Raw genomic sequence first — 17,402 nt, 5'->3', positions numbered from 1 at the left:
ACAACGATGTTAGATGAAATCTCCTCCAAAGAAAAAGCTGCCATCCTTATTCGTACATTAGAAGAAGGGGTGGCAGCAAAAGTCATTGAATATATGACGGCTGAGGAAAAAGAAGTATTACTTCGTGAAATCGCGAAGTTTCGTGTATATAAACCGGAAACGTTAGAAAATGTACTAGGGGAGTTCTTATATGAATTAAATGTAAAAGAATTAAACCTAGTGACTCCGGATAAAGAATATATTCGTCGCATATTTAAAAATATGCCAGAAGACGAACTAGAAAAATTATTGGAAGATCTTTGGTATAACAAAGATAATCCGTTTGAATTCTTAAATTCACTTGCAGATTTAGAACCGCTTCTTACTGTACTTAATGATGAATCGCCACAAACGATTGCGATTATCGCTTCTTATATTAAACCGCAACTTGCTTCTCAGTTAATTGAGAGATTACCAGATCATAAGCGAGTAGAAACGGTAATGGGGATTGCGAAGCTAGAGCAAGTTGATGGTGAATTAATAAATCAAATTGGTGATTTATTAAAATCAAAATTAAATAATATGGCATTTAATGCAATTAATAAAACGGATGGCTTGAAAACAATAGTAAACATTTTAAATAATGTTTCACGAGGTGTTGAAAAAACAGTCTTTCAAAAGCTGGATGAAATGGATTATGAGTTATCTGAGAAAATTAAAGAAAACATGTTTGTATTTGAAGACTTACTCGGACTTGAAGATCTTGCACTTCGCCGTGTGTTAGAGGAAATTACAGATAATGGTGTTATTGCGAAAGCACTTAAAATTGCAAAAGAAGAAATTAAAGAGAAATTATTTACATGTATGTCTTCAAACCGCAAAGAGATGATTCTAGAAGAGTTAGATGGCTTAGGACCGCTTAAGATGACGGATGCTGAGAAAGCACAGCAAACGATTACAGGTACAGTGAAAAAGCTAGAGAAGGAAGGAAGAATTATCGTTCAAAGAGGTGAAGATGATGTCCTTATTTAAAAACAGAATTCCGAAGAATTCTGTTTCTTTTTCTGAAGAAACGTATGAATTACAATTTCCAAAACCAATACCAGTTCAAGTAGAAGAAGAAATACAGGTGGACCATGAAGAGCTTCTTGCACAGCAACAATCATTACATATTGAGCTGAATCAACTAAGGCAAGAACAGCAAATGCTAGAACGAGAGCGTCAACAGCTATTGCAAGATAAAGAGCAATTTCAAACGCATATTCATGAACAAATGGAACAGATGGAAGTAGCGCGTATGCAGTTTCAACAAGAACAACAAGAAACAGCATATGAATGGACAGAGTTATTATGGGATCAATCTTTTCATCTAGCAGAAAAAATCGTGAATCAAGCAGTAGATTCACGATTGCTTGATGTGTTACCCATTTTAACTGGTATCGTTCAAACGTTGCCTACTTCGTTTGAAAAATTAATCATTACCGTACACCCAGAAACATTTGAACGTATTCAAGAAGAGAAGGAAAATACGAAAGAGTATTGGTTACTACAATTAGTAGAATGGAAATATGATTTCTCCTTGCAGTTCGGTGAATTTGTTCTGGAAGAAGAGAAAGAGTTCTTTGAATTTAAATTTGCACCTATATTTGCGAAACTTCGTCAGAAATGGGAAGAAGAGAAGTTGTTTGAGGAGCAAAATGTATGAACAACAAGCTCATAAATGAACAGAATAAGTGGAATACGTTTATCGAAACACCGTTTTATACGAAAATTGGTAAAGTTCATAGTGTACAAGAACAGTTTTTCGTAGCGAAAGGACCGAAAGCGAAAATTGGCGATGTTTGTTTCGTTGGAGAACATAATGTTTTATGTGAAGTAATTGCGATTGAAAAAGAGAATAATATGTTACTCCCATTTGGACAGACAGAAAAAGTATGTTACGGGGATTCCGTTACATTAATTGCAGAAGATGTTGTTGTACCTCGTGGTGATCATTTACTTGGAAAGGTGTTAAGTGCGAATGGTGAAGTGTTAAATGAGAACGCTGAAAATATTCCACTACAGAAAATAAAATTAGATGCCCCCCCTATCCATGCATTTGAGCGTGAAGAGATTACTGATGTATTTGAAACGGGAATAAAGTCCATTGATTCTATGCTAACAATTGGTATCGGTCAAAAGATTGGTATTTTCGCTGGGTCTGGTGTTGGTAAATCTACTTTACTCGGAATGATTGCGAAAAACGCAAAAGCTGACATTAATGTTATTAGTTTAGTAGGAGAACGTGGCCGAGAAGTAAAAGACTTTATTCGAAAAGAATTAGGTGAAGAAGGAATGCGAAAAAGCGTCGTTGTTGTAGCGACGTCAGATGAAAGTCACCTAATGCAACTTCGTGCAGCGAAACTTGCAACGTCTATTGCTGAATATTTCCGTGATCAAGGTAATAACGTACTACTTATGATGGACTCTGTTACTCGTTTTGCTGATGCGCGTAGAAGTGTTGATATTGCCGTTAAAGAGTTGCCAATCGGTGGTAAAACACTCTTAATGGAAAGCTATATGAAGAAGCTGTTAGAGCGCTCTGGTAAAACACAAAAGGGATCCATAACAGGTATTTATACCGTACTCGTTGATGGAGACGATTTAAACGGCCCTGTACCAGATTTAGCGCGTGGTATTTTAGATGGACATATTGTATTAAAACGTGAGCTTGCAACACTTAGTCATTACCCTGCTATTTCAGTGCTAGACTCAGTGAGTAGGATTATGGAAGAAATCGTTTCGCCAACTCATTGGCAACTTGCAAATGAAATGAGAAAAATCTTATCTGTTTATAAAGAAAATGAATTGTATTTTAAATTAGGGACGATTCAAGAAAATGCAGAAAATGCTTATATTTTTGAATGTAAAAATAAAGTAGAAGGTATAAATACGTTTTTAAAACAAGGTCGATCTGATAGTTTCCAATTTGATGATATTGTTGAAGCGATGCACCATACAGTATAAGACCTCTGCCCAAGAGGTCTTATTTTTTTGTTTTTTAATATTTCACAGATTTTTTTGGGAAAAAACTATATAATAGAAAAAGAGAGCGTTATAATAGGAAGGGGCTATGAAAACAGGTGGATAAGCAGCAGTACGACACGATAAAATTGCAAATAAATCAAGAAAAAGAACAGATTTTGAAAGAAGTGTATGAATTAACAGGTGAAAAAAGAAAAATAGAACAAAAAAAAGAATATGATTTATATGTAGTAAAATCGCGTAGTAAAGTCGTACAAACTGGGCAGCGTATAATGGCCGGTATGCTTTCGTCACATACGTTTTCACCTGAAAGAATAGAAGAATGGAATCGGAAAATTAAAAAAACGGAAGATTTTATTCAAAAAAATGAAAGCCTTTTAGAACAGGTAAAAGAAAAAGAACGTGTCATTGATGAGATGTATCAAGAAGATTGTAGAAAGCTTGCAAAAGTACGAGAAAAGCAGGAAGAAAAAATGCTTCTTGATTTGAAAATGTGTATGAATGGATGAGGTGAATATAGTGATACAGTCTGTATTACCGGTGCAACAAAGTTTACCTCCGCAAAAAGAAAAAGGGCTAGAAGTACAATCAAAAAGTGAAGATTCTTCATTCGATCGTACGATGAGAATGGAAAATAAAAAGCAGCCGAAAACGGAGAAAATGAAACGAGAAGAAGCACCAAAAGAAGAAAAAAAAGAATATATTCTTTCTAAACAATCAGTAACGAAAGAAGAGCCAATTGTAAAGAAAGAAGAAAAAAAAGAGACAGAACAGTTACTATTAGCTGTATCTGAGCAAATGGTTGCAATTGAGCAATTACGTGTGCAACCGGAATTGTTATATCAATACATACAAAAAATACAAGAGCTATATAAAGAATATGGGAATATAAAACTTAACGAATTACCCGCCAATGAATTACAACAGTTGCAAGAACTTCTTTTAAATATGAATATCAAAAATGCTATATGTTTAGAAGATACAATGCAAATGGTATTAGATAAAGTGACGATGCCGGAGCAAACGATGCAAGCATTAAAAATTGTAGAAACAGAAACTTGTAATATTGCAAAGAAACAAGAAGATTCCAAAGACTTAGATGTAGATCTTCCAAAAGCTGAGGGCGATGATGTAAAGATAGATTTGCCTGAAGGTGATGTGTTAAACGATTCGAGTTCAACGGGTGCGGAGTTATTAAATAAAGCAACGGGTACGGATCAAATAGGAAAATCAAATAGTGGCGCTGAGAAAGTTACGTTACCTGACTTAGGAAAGAAAATGGAAGCACAAGTAGAAGCGTTGCAAAAATTTGTAGTGAAACAAGAGCGTGTTTTATTTCAGTTAAATCCAGAAAAACTTGGTACATTAACGGTGTTTATGAAAAAACATGGAGATCAAATTGATGTTCACGTAGAAATGGAAAAACATGATGCGAAAAAACGTGTTGAAATCATTTTTGATGAATTGAGACTGAAGTTAAAAGAAAAAGAAATCAATATTCAAATTAGCTATTCAGATAAAGATGAAAATCGAAAAGAACAGCGAGAACAAGAGCAAAGACAAAAACAAAAATTAGCAAGTACGAAACATGAAAAACAACATTCAAAAGAATTTGCGGGATTATTGGAGGAATAAAGTGTGCCAACAGTTGGATTAAATACAACGAGTACAAATCATATTCCGTTACAAGCAGGAGCACAAACAAAAAACGCATCTGTTACTGGTGCACAGTCGACAGCTCAACAAGCAAACGGAGTATCAGCAAGTACTCAAAAAACACCCGGTATTATGGATAAAGATGATTTCCTGAAACTTTTCTTAGCAAGCTTTCAACATCAAGACCCGTTTAATGCGATGGATATGAACCAAATGATGAACCAAACAGCACAGCTATCGCTTATGGAGCAAGTACAGAATATGACGAAAGCAGTAGATAAACTGCAATCAACGATGTATTCGACGGCTCTTGATGGAGGGATGAAGTTTTTAGGAAAGTACGTTAGAGGTGTAAGCAATAATGGAAAGCAAGTGACTGGTCAAGTGGAAACAGTTCGGCTTGCTGAAAATAACGATGTGCAACTTATTGTTGATAATCAAGTTGTCTCACTTCGTTTCATAGAAAGGGTTTCTGATAAACCGATAACAGAAACTAATCCGGAAGATGAGAAGAAAGATGATATAGAAAAAAATGAAGAGGTTAAGCCAGATTAATAAAAGGAGTGTACAAAGGTTATGATTAAAGCGTTATATACAAGTATTACAGGGATGAATGCAGCACAAAATGCATTAAGTGTTACTTCAAATAATATTGCAAATGCACAAACAGTTGGATATAAAAAGCAAAAGGCTATATTTGATGATTTGCTATATAATAATACGGTTGGTTCACGTGGTGATGGTGCTTATGCTGGTACGAATCCAAAGAGTATTGGTAACGGTGTAAAGTTCAGTGGGACATCAACAGATTTTAGTGATGGCTCTATTACTTTAACTAGTGATAAGATGGAGACAGCGATAGAAGGAAACGGTTTGTTTTTAGTTGGTGATCGTAATGCTGGAAATGTAGAGTATACGAGAAAAGGGTCTTTTGGTGTATCGAAAGATAGCTATGTTACAAATACAGGTGGACAGTATGTACTAGGTTATGGTGTAAAAACAGGAACACAAGAAGTAGATTTTTCTTCACGACCAAGCCCAATTCATATTCCAATGGGATCAGCTGTTGGTGGGATTCAAACAGATAAAGCGACAATAGGTGGAAACCTTCCTAGAAACCAAAATGCATTATCTCACGAATTCACAGTTTTTGATGCGGAAGGGAACTCGTTAACGTTACGTGTAAATATTAAACAAAAGACTACAAAAGAGACTGTAGATGGTAAAGAAGTTGAAAAGCCAGTGCCAGGCGAATATACATATTCAGTTTCTGTAAGAAATGATTCTAAAAACGAAAAAGAATTTAAGCCTATTGAAGGTATGCCGGACAACAAACCGCTTATATTTGATACATTAGGAAATTTAAAGCAAACAGATGAACCTGTACAAAAAGATCCAGTAACTGGCGAAATTACTAAAGGTGGATCTGTTCAAATTCCTTTTGGTGGTGGTCTAACACTTGATTTAAGCGGATTAACAAATTATCCGACAGGGAAAACTATTTCTACCACAGAAGTAACGGGGCGTCCAGCTGCAATTGCAAATGACTATTCTATTTCTGACGGTGGTTTCGTTATGATGAAATATTCAGATGGTAGTATGAAAGTTGTAGGACAACTAGCTGTAGCTACATTCCCGAATTCAGGTGGATTAATGAAAACAGGGAATGGAAATTACGTTGCGACACCATCAGCGGGTATTCCAGGAATAGGTGTTGCTGGTGAGAATGGTGCAGGTAATGTACGAGGGTCAGCAAAAGAAAGTTCAAACGTAGATTTATCTGTAGAATTTGTTGATTTAATGCTTTATCAACGCGGATTCCAAGGGAATGCAAAAGTAATTAAAGTGTCAGATGAAGTATTAAATGAAGTTGTAAACTTAATTCGATAATATATCATAAAGTAAAATTGTAATGTAGTAGAAAGGGTTTTTTATTCGTATGACGACAAGACAAGAGCGAATTTTACAATTGCCTTTTTTCGAAAATAAACGTGAACTTGCAGAGCAAGTGTTAAAAATGGAACGAGAAGAGCATATATATTTACCTGATCAATTTGAAATTAAGCAAGTACCTGCATATTCATTTGGTGAAAAGCAATCAATTATTGGCCGTATTCATGAGTTTTATTTCGTAAGTGTTGGTAGCGAAGGAGAATGGAAGTATCAACTGTTTAAGGACGAGATGAAGTGCCGTGAGTTTTTTATTACATTATCAGGGATAACGGATCAGCAGATTGCATTTTGGTTCAATAACATCGAGTTATTGAAAAGCTCTTAAAAAGCTCTTAAAAAGCTTTTAAAAGCCCTTTGTTAGGTTTTGAGAGAGGACCTGGCGGTATGTGTGGTAGCGGTTAGTGCTTATGTGGGTGCTTGACCGTTGTTTAAGACCAGAGATATGAAGAGTTACTAGGTTAGTTTAAAATTTAAGCGAAGTGTAGTATGAATAATACCTGTGGTCTTAGCGTGTTAGATGGACTAATAAGTTTATTTGTGACGATAGATTTCTATAAAAGGAGAGGTGAGGAGGATGGCGCAGAATAAGTATCGCGTTACATTCATTTCGCCAAGTGAGGTTGAGCAGCGGACTGTTATGGCGGCGAGTAGTTTGCCGGATTTAATTCGTAAAGTAGAGAGTATTATTGCAGATCCGAACGGTTACTTTGTAAATGATAAAAAAAATAATTGCTATTTTAAAGTGATTAAAGAAAATGTTACGTTTATTCAATATGAGTTACTATTTTCGGATAAGGAAATTCATATTGAAAAATTAAAACATATAGCACCAGCTATATTGAAACAATTATTTAAAAAAATAAATGATCCAGAATTATATGCACTTGCGCTACTTGATGTTGATATAGCGACGAAAGAATATGTGCTAGAAGAAATGGATTCGGAGCTAAGAATAAGAGTAGAAACGGAGCTTTCGAAAAAGTGGGAAGCAATGCCGACAGAAATTGTAGGAGCGCAAGAAGTGTTATTAGAGGCACTTGCTTCGTTTATACAAGATTAAGCGTCTTTTAAAATAAATCGTTCAACTATCTATATTTTTTATATAGGTAGTTGACTTTTTCGATTTAATAAAGCTTAATAATTAGATATACGGAATTAATGGAAGGGGAGCGACACCTTTATGTCACAAGCACAAAGTATTTTATTAGAAAGCGGAACAAATGAATTAGAGATTGTTACATATACTGTTGGTGAAAACCTATTTAGTATTAATGTAATGAAAGTACGTGAAATCATTAATCCATTCCCTGTTACAACTGTGCCAGAATCTCATCATGCAGTTGAAGGTGTTGTTCAAGTACGTGGTGAAATTTTACCTGTTATTAACTTAGCGACAGCTCTTAATTTAAAATCGACAAAGCCACTTGATCAAACGAAATTTATTATCTCTGAATTAAATCAAATGAAAGTTATTTTCCGTGTTGATGAAGTGCATCGTATTCAACGTATTTCTTGGGAACAAATTGATGAACCAGCTTCATTGTCTATGGGACTAGAAGAAACGACATCTGGTATTGTAAAGCTAGATGGGCAAATCATTTTGCTATTAGATTATGAAAAAATTGTATGTGAAATTAGTGGTACTGGTTATGACAATAAATCACTTGCAGGGTTAGAACAGAAAACAGATCGAGCTGAAAAAGTTATTTATATTGCAGAAGATTCAGCGATGCTTCGCCAAATATTAGAAGAAACATTATCATCAGCTGGATATACGAAAATGAACTTCTTCAGCAATGGTGCAGAAGCGTTAGCGCAAATTGAAAAGCTAGCGAAAGAGCAAGGTGAAAAAATGTTTGAACATATTCACTTGCTAATTACTGATATTGAAATGCCGAAAATGGATGGACATCATTTAACGAAAGTAGTTAAAGATAGTGAAGTAATGAATCGTTTACCAGTCATTATTTTCTCTTCATTAATTACAAATGAATTATTCCATAAAGGCGAAGCTGTAGGAGCAAATGCGCAAGTAAGTAAGCCAGATATTCAAGAGTTAATTGGTTTAGTTGATAAGTTAGTACTTTAAAAGCTTTTATTGGCTGAAAGAGAGAATCTAGCAAGGTCAGTGCCTAATGAGCCCCATGCGATTAAGACCAGAGATATGGAGTAGTTTTAGGTCAGTAGAAGAATAGAGCCTTTAATTGAGGGTTTGAAGAACCGATATACAACTCTATTCTTTTAGTAGGGAGGAGGGAACTAGCCACGTGTAAGTAGTACTGGCTAGTTCCTTTTTAGTATTCTATACTCTGTATAGGCGGAAAGATGGGACGTTTTGGAGTGTGTGGCTGTATGAATAGTCTCTACTTCGAGATTTTCAATTCGTTTAATGAATAAATAGCGGGCTTGTTTATTTAAAAATATAAGAGAGTGTATTTTTGGAATATGCTAGTAAGGTTGCGTAGTGACGCAAACTTTTTCGGTGAAAATATATCCGAAATACCATATAATATAATTAATATGTAATTATACATATTAATTAAAAATAATTTTTCTATTTCTATACTTTCTATACATTTTTGTATGTTTAATATTTGACAGATAATTTCGAAATGTTATAATATGGATATGTAAAAATTGCTATTTTCTGAGAAGACATGGGAGTCAGATGAGAATTGTGAAAGGATGAGGGGGAGTGACACAGATTATGTATCACCACACAGCAATCAATGTATTAAGTCTTTTACAAAACATGTCAAATAATAAAATGAACGATGTGCAACTAGAAGAGGAATTTAAAAAAATAGAAAAACAATTCCAAGTAAAATATGAAGAACTAGTTGATTTACATAATAGAATGGTATTATTTCAAATAGATATAGAAAAAAATGGTGGGATGCGGGCGTATGAAAAATCAACAATTACATGGCTAAAGTCTGAGCTAGAGTTACTGTATGAAGTGTATCAATTTTCCCAACGTCACGGTTTAAACATTATTAATATTTCAAAATACATTAGTAAAAAAGAACTGAATCTTTTTCCAAAAACAGCAAGTCAATTACAAAATACGTATTACAAATTAAAAAAATGTGAAATACCATTTGAAAATGTTGAAAAACAAAAACCAGGACGAAAGCGAAAATATACGCCTGTAAAAGAACCAATTGTTGAGATGAAAACAGAAAACAAGAAAGAATTAAGAAAAGAAGTTGAAAATACAGAGAGTGAAAAAAGCCTTGTAACAGTTATATCTGGTATTGTTGATAATTTTGAAACGATTAGCCAGTGTAGTGAAAGAAAAGAGCATGAACTACATCAGTTCATGGAAGGGATTTATAAGCTTTCTAGCATGGCGGCAGAGCGTTCAAAAGATGAAAAGAATGCACGTGGTCTCGAAGGCGAATTACATGTATTACGAGCTGAAAATGAAAGGCTAAAACGAGAAAAGGAAGAGCTTGTTCATGATATAAAAGAAATGACGCATCATTTAATTCATTTCATTACGAGCTCTGATATTAATCAAATTCGCACATTACCTTTCTTCGTAAAAGAATGTAAACAAGATTTGCATAAATTAGGGTTATATAACGCACAAGACGGTAAAATGAAAATTATGGTTGATCGTAGTGGGCAGGTTATGACTGTAACGCAGTAATAAAATTTGGGTACAAAATAAAAGGGAGATACATAGTTTATATGTATTTCCCTTTTGTTTTGTATGGAATCGTTTCAAAGAAGGAAGATGATTTTTTAAGATTGTAGTAACTTGGAAACCATTTGCGGTATTTGATTTGCTTGTGAAACCATACTAATTGCAACTTCAGTTAACAATTTAAACTTTAAAAAATCGCTCATTTCCTGCGCCATATCCGCATCTTCAATTCGAGATGCAGCATCTGTTAGGGCCATACTTTGGCTATTTAAATTTTCAATATTAAACTGCAAACGATTCATCATAGCACCGAGATCGGCACGGTGAAGTGATACATTTTGTAAAGCCTCTTCAATTTTACGAATTGCAGCTCTTGCTTCTTGTTCTGTTGAAATCTTGATGTCATGTTGTGTAGGGGAAGGGGGAATATGTTTTATCATATTTACTGTATGACCAATATCATCTAACGTAACAGGACGGTTTTGGCCGGCGAACACGGATAAATCATTAAACTCAGTCGTCTCGCCAATATAGCCAATTTGTTCTGTTAAAGATTGAAACTCTTTATTCAATGAATCACGGTTTTTCTTTGAATTTGTACCATTTGCAGATTGAACAGCTAAATCACGCATACGCTGCAAAATATTCATCACAGTTTGAAGAGCGGCTTCAGCTGTGCGAAGCATCGATATCGCATCCTCATTATTACGAATTGCCACATGCATACCACTTGCTCTCGCATGCATACGAGTCACAATCGCAATATTAGCTGGATTATCAGAAGCATGGTTTAACTTCTTACCAGTAGCCAAATGCTCCATCGCCACATTCATACGTTTCTCATTCTCATATAGCGATTGCCTAGCATTCATACTCAAAACATTCGTACCAATACGCATAATAGACACTCCTTATAGATTGATATAGTTAGTGTTCTAAAGCTAATAAACGGTCATGAAAAGATAAATAGGCTTATGCCTATACGCAAGCTTGTGTTTTAACATAAGAGGGGATTAAGATAAGTACTGACCGTTTCTATGCCACATGGATGCTCTCTTCCATCTAAAAAAGAAAGCTTTTATAAAAAATTCATCTATATAGAAAAAATAAACCTCTCCGCAAGCAGAGAGGTTTATTCATGAAACTAACTCAAATGGCTTATTGTAATAATTTAGAAACCATTTGTGGCGTTTGGTTTGCTTGAGAAAGCATGCTGATTCCAGCTTCGTTCAAGATTTTGAACTTAGTCATTTCAGACATTTCTTTCGCCATGTCAGCGTCTTCGATTTGAGAAGCAGCTGAAGCCATAGCAGAAGATTGGCTCTTAAGGTTGTTTACATTAAAGTCAAGACGGTTTAATGTAGCACCTAGAGTTGCTCGGTTAGAAGCAACCATTGTTAACGCATCATCAATTTGTTTAACAGCAGTTAGTGCGTCTGCACTAGTTGCTGCGCCTGCTGCAGGTAAAGTGGCAGCAGCAGCAAATGCAGTTTCAATAAGTTTAGCAGCATCATCTTTTTTTGTAGTATCTGCCGTAGCATAAGCTGCAAATGCATTTTCAACTGCTGTAACCTGAGTTTTGTCTGTGATAAATCCTTTGACCTTATCGAATGCTTCTTTAGCATCTTGAACGTCTTTATCCCTAACTGTAGCATTTGCATTTGGAGTTTTAACTCGTAACATTGCTTCTTTAACAATATCTAAATCTTTTTGTTCTAGTTTATCAGAACCAATGTTTACGTCATTAAGACCTAGTTTATTCAGGGTAACAGCATTTAAGTTAATATCAATTTGTTTGCTGGCTTGATCAGAATCAAGTGTTTGAATTTTAATAACGTTATCGCCTTTTAGTAAATCTTTATCATTAAATTGTGTGTTTTCTGCGATATAAGTGATTTGCTCTTTTAATTGAGAAAACTCTTTGTTTAAAGCAATTTTATTCGCATCTGTGTTTGTTTCATTTGCAGATTGGTTAGCAATATCACGCATACGAAGTAAGATGTTAGATACTGAATTCATTGCTGAATCTGCAGTACGGATTAGTGCCATACCGTCTTGTGTATTATTAGCAGCAACACTTAATCCGCTTTCACGAGCACGCATACGAGTTGCGATTGCAAGACCTGCTGCATCGTCAGAAGCGTTGTTGATACGTTTACCGCTTGATAAACGGTCCATAGCGTTGCTCATTTTAGCTTGGTTTTGGCGCATGTACTCTTGAGTACGCATGCTATTAATGTTTGTATTAATTCTCATGTTAAGAACCCCCATTTTTTTATATTGACTTTTCTGCAAATTGAAAAACGGTAATATGCGAAAAAATCAATTTCGAGATTTATTGTAATCCCTGTCATAGCGGGTGTCAACTAAAAATTCGAATTAATAAATATAAAAAAATAACAGTTTAACAATATATTCATTTTTTTATTACAATATTATTAAAAGGATTATTGCAAACTTTAAAAAAAAACTCTAATATTAGATTATCTTTGTTTACCGAAAAGGTGATATTATGTTAGTTGGAAATATAGTAAAAGAAGTGCTTGCATATAAGAAAGGACAAATTCAGCAAAAGCTAAGTAGTCCACAAGCATTCGTTAGTAGTCGTTTTCAAGAGAAGTTGCAGAGTGAACCTGCGAAGGAGACGAAGGGAACTGCGCAGCCGGTAAATGTAGAGGATATGAGTCAGCCGGCACAATCTACGAAAATAGAAACGGTCGTAAATAAACCGGAACAATCTATTAATAAAGTAGAGGAAGCGAGTAAGCCTGAAGAAAAAGCTGAAACGAAGAACGTAGATGAAGTGCAAGTCGCACAAAAAGAGTTTGAACGACGTTTCCCAGAAACGAAAAATGAGGCTGCTGATACGTGGGAATTAACGAAGAAGTATAATATTCAAAAAATACGTTCTTCCAATGAAGGGAAGTATGAGGATATTATTGATAGAGTCAGTCGTACATACGGAATTCCGAAAATGTTAATTCAAAAAATGATTGAAGTAGAATCTGATTTTAATCCGAAAACGGTGTCACATGCAGGTGCGATGGGTCTTATGCAGCTTATGCCGGCGAATGTGAAAGAGATGGGTATAAAAAATCCATTTTCACCAGCTGAAAGTATTGAGGGTGGTGTGAAAGAGTTAAGCGGTTATTTAAAGAAAAATAACGGCGACTTAGTATTGGCACTTGCTTCTTATAATGCTGGACCTGGTAATGTGAGAAAGTACGGAGGCGTACCGCCATTTAAAGAAACGCAAGGATATATTAAAAAAATATTAAATATCGACGTTTCAAAATAAGAAGTTTCATATATAGAGAGAACATGAAATTTTCGTGAACATGATATGGGAGTTGGCTAGATTTGAAATTACAAGATGATATTCCGTTAACAATTTATTTTGAAATCGGAAATACGAAAAAGAAAATTGAAGATTTGCTTCATATTACGAAAGGTACATTGTATCGTCTTGAAAATTCAACGAAAAATACGGTGCGTCTTATGCTTGAGAATGAAGAGATTGGAACCGGAAAGATTTTAACGAAAAACGGGAAGATGTACGTTGAAATCGTTGAATTGAAAAGGTAGGGAAGGGGATTGTCATGAGTGGCGAAAAATTAAGCCAAGAGCAAATTGATGCCCTGCTGAAGGCGGTAAATGAAGGCGAGGAAATGCCAGCTTTCGCACAAGAAGCAGGAAAGCAAGAGAAATTTCAAGAGTATGATTTTAATAGACCGGAGAAGTTCGGTGTTGAGCATTTACGTAGCTTGCAAGCAATTGCTTCTACATTTGGTAAACAGACGTCACAGACGTTGTCAGCGCGTATGCGTATTCCAATTGAGCTTGAGCCTTCAACGGTTGAGCAAGTTCCGTTTACGAGTGAGTATGTGGAGAAAATGCCGAAAGATTACTATTTATATTGCGTTATTGATCTTGGCCTTCCAGAGCTTGGAGAAATTGTCATTGAAATTGATTTAGCGTTCGTTATTTACATTCATGAATGTTGGCTTGGCGGAGATAGTAAGCGTAACTTTACGATGCGCAGACCACTTACCGCATTTGAGTTTTTAACACTGGATAATATTTTTATGCTCCTTTGCAAAAATTTAGAGCAATCATTTGAAAGTGTTGTTGCGATTGAACCGAAATTTGTAACGACGGAGACAGATCCGAATGCATTAAAGATTACGACAGCGAGTGATATCATTTCATTACTAAACGTAAATATGAAAACAGATTTTTGGAATACGACAGTGCGCATCGGAATTCCGTTCTTATCTGTTGAAGAAATTATGGATAAGTTAACGTCTGAAAATATTGTCGAACATTCTTCGGATAAGCGTAAAAAGTATACGTCTGAAGTGGAAGTGAAAGTAAATCAAGTGTATAAACCAGTTCACGTTGCGATTGGTGAGCAGAAGATGACGATGGGTGAGATTGAACAAATTGAAGAAGGCGATATTATTCCGCTTCATACGAAAGTTTCGGATGAATTACTCGGTTATGTAGATGGAAAGCATAAATTTAATTGTTTTATTGGAAAAGATGGAACGCGTAAGGCGCTCTTATTTAAAAGTTTTGTAGAGTAGGAGGATCCATATGAAGCATGAAGTATCTCCTGTGTCATTAATGGGATTAGAAGATTTTGCAGGAAAGCGAAATGAAGCAAGTAAAGCACATATTGATACTGTTTCAGATATTTCGATTGAACTTGGTGTAAAGCTTGGAAAGTCATCTATTACGCTCGGTGATGTGAAACAGTTAAAAGTTGGCGATGTTCTGGAAGTAGAGAAAAACCTAGGGCATAAAGTAGATGTGTATTTAAGTAATATGAAAGTCGGCATCGGTGAAGCGATCGTAATGGACGAGAAGTTCGGTATTATCATTTCTGAAATTGAAGCTGACAAGAAGCAAGCCGCGCTTATGAAAGCGCAAAGTCAAATGCAAGATAAAGAGTAGAGGAGGAGTCATATGTCGTATATGACGACCTTATTTCAAGTCGTTTTACTGTTTGGTGCGCTCGGCTACGGTGCATATTATATGACGAAAAAGACGCGCAAGCAGCAGTTTTTTAAACAAGGTGAAAATGGCCATATTCAAGTAAAAGACGGCGTGTATTTAAATCATCAAACGAGTGCCTTTTTATTTGAAGTAGATGGCAAGCAAGTGTTCACTGTTATTAGTAATAATGGTGTACAATCTGTGCAATTAACAGGAACAGGAAATCAGTTTCAACAAGCGCTAGAAGACGCGGTGAAGAGTGAAACGAAAAAAGTAGAGGATCCATCATGAGAATAAAGAAACAGTTATCATTATTAGCCGTTATTTTCGTATTTTCTATCGTTTTTTCAATTGTTTTTGTAAATCCAGCGTATGCGGCCCCGAACGGTTTTATTAATTTCGAAAATGGAAAAGAGTTTACGAGTAATTCAAGTGTACAGCTATTTGCGCTCGTTACCCTTTTATCATTATCTTCATCTATCGTTCTATTATTTACACATTTTACTTATTTTATGATCGTTCTTGGGATTACACGTCAAGGACTTGGGGTAATGAACTTACCACCGAACCAAGTACTCGTTGGACTTGCACTATTTTTATCCCTCTTCACGATGCAGCCTGTACTTGGGCAGCTAAAGAGCGATGTTTGGGATCCGATGACGAAAGAGAAAATAACAGTAAGTCAAGCTGCGGAGACGACAGCTCCGATTATGAAAGAGTATATGTCAAAGCATACATATAAGCATGATTTAAAAATGATGCTGAAAGTGCGCGGAGAAGAGTTGCCGAAAGATTTGAAAGATCTTTCCTTATTTACGCTCGTACCATCCTTTACGTTAACGCAAATCCAAAAAGGGTTGTTAACGGGGATGTTCATTTATTTAGCGTTTGTATTTATAGATTTGATTATTAGTACACTTTTAATGTACCTCGGGATGATGATGGTACCGCCGATGATTTTAAGTTTACCATTTAAAATACTCGTTTTCGTATATTTAGGTGGATATACAAAAATCGTCGACATTATGTTTAAAACGGTCGCCTGAAGCGTTTGATGCTATGTGATAGGAGTCATATAAATGAATACGTCACCAATTATAGATATTTTTCAAACCTTTTTTTATAAAGGGGTTATGATTTTAATGCCGGTTGCCGGCGTAAGTATGATTGTCGTTATTATCATCGCTGTCATTATGGCGATGATGCAAATTCAAGAACAAACGCTGACGTTTTTACCGAAAATGGCGAGTATTGTACTCGTTATTATCATTTTAGGTCCGTGGATGTTTCAAGAGTTAACGACGCTTATTTTAGATTTATTTGATAAAATTCCATCGCTATTGCGTTCGTACTAAGATAGGTGAACTGAAATGAATATGGAATTATGGGCGGCGACGTTTTTTGCGTTTTGCCGCATTACTTCATTTTTATATTTTTTACCGTTTTTCTCAGGGCGATCCATTCCAGCAATGGCGAAAGTTACAGTTGGACTTGCTCTTTCAATTACAGTTGCCGATCAAGTTGATGTCTCTCACATAAAGACAACTTGGGACGTTGCAGCTTATGCAGGTACGCAAATTGTAATTGGATTATCGCTTTCAAAAATTGTAGAAATGCTGTGGAACATTCCAAAAATGGCAGGGCATATTTTAGACTTTGATATCGGTTTATCACAGGCAAGTTTGTTTGATGTAAATGCAGGTTCACAGTCTACTTTACTTTCAACCATTTTTGATATATTTTTTCTCATTATTTTTATTTCACTTGGCGGCATTAATTATTTCGTTGCCACGATTTTAAAGTCGTTTCAATATACAGAGGCGATTTCAAAATTGCTGACGACTAGTTTCCTAGATAGTCTACTCGCAACGTTATTATTTGCGATTACATCAGCGGTTGAAATTGCTCTTCCGCTTATGGGAAGTTTGTTCATCATTAACTTTGTTTTAATTTTAATCGCAAAAAACGCTCCGCAATTAAACGTTTTTATGAATGCGTATGTTATTAAAATTACATGTGGTATTTTGTTTATTGCGATGAGTGTACCGATGCTCGGTTATGTGTTTAAAAATATGACGGATGTATTGCTTGAGGAATATACGAAACTATTTAACTTTTTCTTAACGAAGTAGGGGGACGC

General features: G+C 35.4%; 21 protein-coding genes. 19 read left to right on the top strand and 2 right to left on the bottom strand.

What is annotated here, in order from left to right:
* Positions 1 to 6: 6 nt before the first annotated feature.
* The 11 genes from ACUN0F_RS25215 to ACUN0F_RS25165 all read left to right on the top strand — a co-directional run bounded on the left by ACUN0F_RS25215 (position 7) and on the right by ACUN0F_RS25165 (position 10,267).
* Positions 7 to 1,011, top strand: a complete 1,005-nt coding sequence (locus ACUN0F_RS25215) for a flagellar motor switch protein FliG (protein ID WP_000883360.1) — start codon at positions 7 to 9, stop codon at positions 1,009 to 1,011.
* Positions 998 to 1,684 carry a FliH/SctL family protein gene (locus ACUN0F_RS25210; RefSeq protein WP_088610172.1) on the top strand — a complete coding sequence of 229 codons (687 nt, stop codon included), beginning with the start codon at positions 998 to 1,000 and terminating at the stop codon, positions 1,682 to 1,684. Before ACUN0F_RS25215 ends, ACUN0F_RS25210 begins: the two co-directional genes overlap by 14 nt.
* Positions 1,681 to 2,985, top strand: coding sequence for a flagellar protein export ATPase FliI (gene fliI, locus ACUN0F_RS25205; protein ID WP_097908068.1), 1,305 nt, complete (start codon positions 1,681 to 1,683; stop codon positions 2,983 to 2,985). Before ACUN0F_RS25210 ends, fliI begins: the two co-directional genes overlap by 4 nt.
* 116 nt (positions 2,986 to 3,101) lie before the next feature.
* Entirely contained in the window at positions 3,102 to 3,512 is a 411-nt protein-coding gene (locus tag ACUN0F_RS25200) for a hypothetical protein (protein ID WP_000360879.1), read from the top strand.
* A 10-nt stretch (positions 3,513 to 3,522) separates the two neighbouring features.
* Entirely contained in the window at positions 3,523 to 4,638 is a 1,116-nt protein-coding gene (locus ACUN0F_RS25195; RefSeq protein ID WP_445540386.1) for a flagellar hook-length control protein FliK, read from the top strand.
* Between the two features lie 3 nt (positions 4,639 to 4,641).
* Positions 4,642 to 5,214, top strand: a complete 573-nt coding sequence (locus ACUN0F_RS25190) for a flagellar hook assembly protein FlgD (RefSeq protein ID WP_001143481.1) — start codon at positions 4,642 to 4,644, stop codon at positions 5,212 to 5,214.
* 21 nt (positions 5,215 to 5,235) lie between these two features.
* The gene (gene flgE, locus ACUN0F_RS25185; protein WP_048566835.1) at positions 5,236 to 6,549 is read left to right on the top strand and encodes a flagellar hook protein FlgE; all 1,314 of its coding nucleotides are present in this window, start codon (positions 5,236 to 5,238) and stop codon (positions 6,547 to 6,549) included.
* Positions 6,550 to 6,598: 49 nt separating this feature from the next.
* Complete coding sequence (locus ACUN0F_RS25180) at positions 6,599 to 6,937, top strand: DUF3964 family protein (RefSeq protein ID WP_000213334.1); 339 nt, start codon at positions 6,599 to 6,601, stop codon at positions 6,935 to 6,937.
* Positions 6,938 to 7,186: 249 nt separating this feature from the next.
* The gene (locus ACUN0F_RS25175) at positions 7,187 to 7,672 is read left to right on the top strand and encodes a hypothetical protein (RefSeq protein ID WP_000068318.1); all 486 of its coding nucleotides are present in this window, start codon (positions 7,187 to 7,189) and stop codon (positions 7,670 to 7,672) included.
* A gap of 120 nt (positions 7,673 to 7,792) precedes the next feature.
* Complete coding sequence (locus ACUN0F_RS25170) at positions 7,793 to 8,701, top strand: chemotaxis protein (RefSeq protein WP_000075958.1); 909 nt, start codon at positions 7,793 to 7,795, stop codon at positions 8,699 to 8,701.
* Between the two features lie 618 nt (positions 8,702 to 9,319).
* Positions 9,320 to 10,267, top strand: coding sequence for a DNA-binding domain-containing protein (locus ACUN0F_RS25165; protein ID WP_445540847.1), 948 nt, complete (start codon positions 9,320 to 9,322; stop codon positions 10,265 to 10,267).
* A gap of 95 nt (positions 10,268 to 10,362) precedes the next feature.
* On the opposite strand, the gene ACUN0F_RS25160 is transcribed toward ACUN0F_RS25165, so the two are convergent.
* A complete protein-coding gene (locus ACUN0F_RS25160) occupies positions 10,363 to 11,163 on the bottom strand; it encodes a flagellin N-terminal helical domain-containing protein (RefSeq protein WP_445540385.1) in 801 nt (266 codons plus the stop codon).
* A 259-nt stretch (positions 11,164 to 11,422) separates the two neighbouring features.
* Positions 11,423 to 12,520 (bottom strand): flagellin N-terminal helical domain-containing protein, encoded by a 1,098-nt coding sequence (locus ACUN0F_RS25155; RefSeq protein WP_001222365.1) that lies wholly within the window; start codon positions 12,518 to 12,520, stop codon positions 11,423 to 11,425.
* 256 nt (positions 12,521 to 12,776) lie between these two features.
* Here ACUN0F_RS25155 and ACUN0F_RS25150 point away from each other — a divergent pair, with 256 nt between their 5' ends.
* The 8 genes from ACUN0F_RS25150 (at position 12,777) to ACUN0F_RS25115 (ending at position 17,394) form a co-directional block, all read left to right on the top strand.
* Complete coding sequence (locus ACUN0F_RS25150) at positions 12,777 to 13,562, top strand: lytic transglycosylase domain-containing protein (RefSeq protein WP_445540384.1); 786 nt, start codon at positions 12,777 to 12,779, stop codon at positions 13,560 to 13,562.
* A 62-nt stretch (positions 13,563 to 13,624) separates the two neighbouring features.
* The gene (locus tag ACUN0F_RS25145) at positions 13,625 to 13,849 is read left to right on the top strand and encodes a flagellar motor switch protein FliN (protein ID WP_000775712.1); all 225 of its coding nucleotides are present in this window, start codon (positions 13,625 to 13,627) and stop codon (positions 13,847 to 13,849) included.
* Positions 13,850 to 13,863: 14 nt separating this feature from the next.
* Positions 13,864 to 14,850 carry a flagellar motor switch protein FliM gene (gene fliM / locus ACUN0F_RS25140; RefSeq protein WP_000012366.1) on the top strand — a complete coding sequence of 329 codons (987 nt, stop codon included), beginning with the start codon at positions 13,864 to 13,866 and terminating at the stop codon, positions 14,848 to 14,850.
* A 10-nt stretch (positions 14,851 to 14,860) separates the two neighbouring features.
* Entirely contained in the window at positions 14,861 to 15,220 is a 360-nt protein-coding gene (gene fliN, locus ACUN0F_RS25135; protein ID WP_000680013.1) for a flagellar motor switch protein FliN, read from the top strand.
* A gap of 12 nt (positions 15,221 to 15,232) precedes the next feature.
* Positions 15,233 to 15,553: a hypothetical protein gene (locus tag ACUN0F_RS25130; RefSeq protein ID WP_000121176.1), complete on the top strand. Its 321-nt coding sequence runs from the start codon at positions 15,233 to 15,235 to the stop codon at positions 15,551 to 15,553.
* Complete coding sequence (locus ACUN0F_RS25125) at positions 15,550 to 16,308, top strand: flagellar type III secretion system pore protein FliP (protein WP_001220587.1); 759 nt, start codon at positions 15,550 to 15,552, stop codon at positions 16,306 to 16,308. Before ACUN0F_RS25130 ends, ACUN0F_RS25125 begins: the two co-directional genes overlap by 4 nt.
* Before the next feature lie 33 nt (positions 16,309 to 16,341).
* Complete coding sequence (locus tag ACUN0F_RS25120; RefSeq protein ID WP_001098085.1) at positions 16,342 to 16,617, top strand: flagellar biosynthetic protein FliQ; 276 nt, start codon at positions 16,342 to 16,344, stop codon at positions 16,615 to 16,617.
* Between the two features lie 15 nt (positions 16,618 to 16,632).
* Positions 16,633 to 17,394, top strand: a complete 762-nt coding sequence (locus ACUN0F_RS25115) for a flagellar biosynthetic protein FliR (RefSeq protein WP_001055716.1) — start codon at positions 16,633 to 16,635, stop codon at positions 17,392 to 17,394.
* Positions 17,395 to 17,402 lie beyond the last annotated feature (8 nt).

The sequence above is a fragment of the Bacillus sp. 1A genome (assembly GCF_052682215.1).
Note: the sequence above shows the minus strand (reverse complement) of the source record. Positions and strands in the feature narration are given on the sequence as shown.

Bases quoted from the DNA above. Each gene is read 5' to 3' on its own strand.
- ACUN0F_RS25155 (WP_001222365.1), bottom strand. From the start codon at position 12,520: ATGAGAATTAATACAAACATTAATAGCATGCGTACTCAAGAGTACATG.
- ACUN0F_RS25180 (WP_000213334.1), top strand. From the start codon at position 6,599: ATGACGACAAGACAAGAGCGAATTTTACAATTGCCTTTTTTCGAAAAT.
- fliI (WP_097908068.1), top strand. From the start codon at position 1,681: ATGAACAACAAGCTCATAAATGAACAGAATAAGTGGAATACGTTTATC.
- ACUN0F_RS25150 (WP_445540384.1), top strand. From the start codon at position 12,777: ATGTTAGTTGGAAATATAGTAAAAGAAGTGCTTGCATATAAGAAAGGA.
- ACUN0F_RS25175 (WP_000068318.1), top strand. From the start codon at position 7,187: ATGGCGCAGAATAAGTATCGCGTTACATTCATTTCGCCAAGTGAGGTT.
- ACUN0F_RS25130 (WP_000121176.1), top strand. From the start codon at position 15,233: ATGTCGTATATGACGACCTTATTTCAAGTCGTTTTACTGTTTGGTGCG.
- ACUN0F_RS25120 (WP_001098085.1), top strand. From the start codon at position 16,342: ATGAATACGTCACCAATTATAGATATTTTTCAAACCTTTTTTTATAAA.
- ACUN0F_RS25165 (WP_445540847.1), top strand. From the start codon at position 9,320: ATGTATCACCACACAGCAATCAATGTATTAAGTCTTTTACAAAACATG.
- ACUN0F_RS25210 (WP_088610172.1), top strand. From the start codon at position 998: ATGTCCTTATTTAAAAACAGAATTCCGAAGAATTCTGTTTCTTTTTCT.
- ACUN0F_RS25215 (WP_000883360.1), top strand. From the start codon at position 7: ATGTTAGATGAAATCTCCTCCAAAGAAAAAGCTGCCATCCTTATTCGT.
- flgE (WP_048566835.1), top strand. From the start codon at position 5,236: ATGATTAAAGCGTTATATACAAGTATTACAGGGATGAATGCAGCACAA.
- fliM (WP_000012366.1), top strand. From the start codon at position 13,864: ATGAGTGGCGAAAAATTAAGCCAAGAGCAAATTGATGCCCTGCTGAAG.
- fliN (WP_000680013.1), top strand. From the start codon at position 14,861: ATGAAGCATGAAGTATCTCCTGTGTCATTAATGGGATTAGAAGATTTT.
- ACUN0F_RS25170 (WP_000075958.1), top strand. From the start codon at position 7,793: ATGTCACAAGCACAAAGTATTTTATTAGAAAGCGGAACAAATGAATTA.
- ACUN0F_RS25125 (WP_001220587.1), top strand. From the start codon at position 15,550: ATGAGAATAAAGAAACAGTTATCATTATTAGCCGTTATTTTCGTATTT.
- ACUN0F_RS25115 (WP_001055716.1), top strand. From the start codon at position 16,633: ATGAATATGGAATTATGGGCGGCGACGTTTTTTGCGTTTTGCCGCATT.
- ACUN0F_RS25160 (WP_445540385.1), bottom strand. From the start codon at position 11,163: ATGCGTATTGGTACGAATGTTTTGAGTATGAATGCTAGGCAATCGCTA.